General features: G+C 43.9%; 1 protein-coding gene. It reads left to right on the forward strand.

Annotated elements, in window-relative coordinates:
* The first annotated feature begins 19 nt into the window (after nucleotides 1-19).
* Nucleotides 20-706, forward strand: coding sequence for a reverse transcriptase domain-containing protein (locus tag IT084_RS17595; protein WP_313885521.1), 687 nt, complete (start codon nucleotides 20-22; stop codon nucleotides 704-706).
* Nucleotides 707-875 lie beyond the last annotated feature (169 nt).

The raw sequence follows: 875 nt of genomic DNA on the forward strand, positions 1-875 counted from the left end.
CTTTGCATAAGGAGGAATAGTGTCCCCGGTTCTTGCTAATATTTATCTTCACTATGTACTCGACCTGTGGTTTGAGAAAGTAATTAAAAGACAGTTCAACGGTAGTGCACATATTATTAGATACTGCGACGATTTTGTCTGCTGCTTCCAATATGAATCTGAAGCAAGGAATTTCTATCAAATGCTAACCCAAAGGCTTCAAAAATTTAATCTGAACATAGCGCCGGAAAAGAGCAAGATAATTGAATTTGGCCTATTCGCTTTCCGGAATACCAGGAAACTGGGTAGAAGCAAGCCGGAAACATTTGACTTTCTTGGCTTTACCCATTACTGCGGCCAAAGTCAGAACGGCAAGTTTAGAGTAAAACGAAAGACCAGCAGAAAGAAATACAAGGCTGCTATATACAGAATGAAGCAGTGGATAAAGGCTAATCGCACTACTCCCATTAACCAACTGCTCGAAGAAATCAAACCCAAACTCATAGGTCATTACAGGTACTATGGTATAACAGATAACGGGCCGATGCTGTCCCGATACTGGTACGAGGTAGCGAAACTGTTGTTCAAATGGCTTAACCGAAGAAGCCAGCGAAATAGCTACACCTGGGAAAAGTTCCTGCTGCTGCTCAAGGCCAAACCACTGCCTAAGCCAAAAATATACGTTAGCATATTCGACAACGGGCAATGGCCTTGCATAAATGTGTGAAGCTCCGAGTGAGGAGCCGTGTGCGTGAATAGCGCAAGCACGGTTCTGTGAGGGTTGTGCGTTCAATTTGGCCATGGAGCAAATATTGTGGCACTCCCAGAGGAAACGGGGAGAAACAGTGAAAACAAACCTGCTCCTAAAGTTAGAAAGGCGCACTTCTACTCGACAA

It is taken from the genome of Desulfallas sp. Bu1-1 (assembly GCF_015594625.1).
In the GTDB taxonomy this organism is placed as follows: domain Bacteria; phylum Bacillota; class Desulfotomaculia; order Desulfotomaculales; family Desulfallaceae; genus JADNRQ01.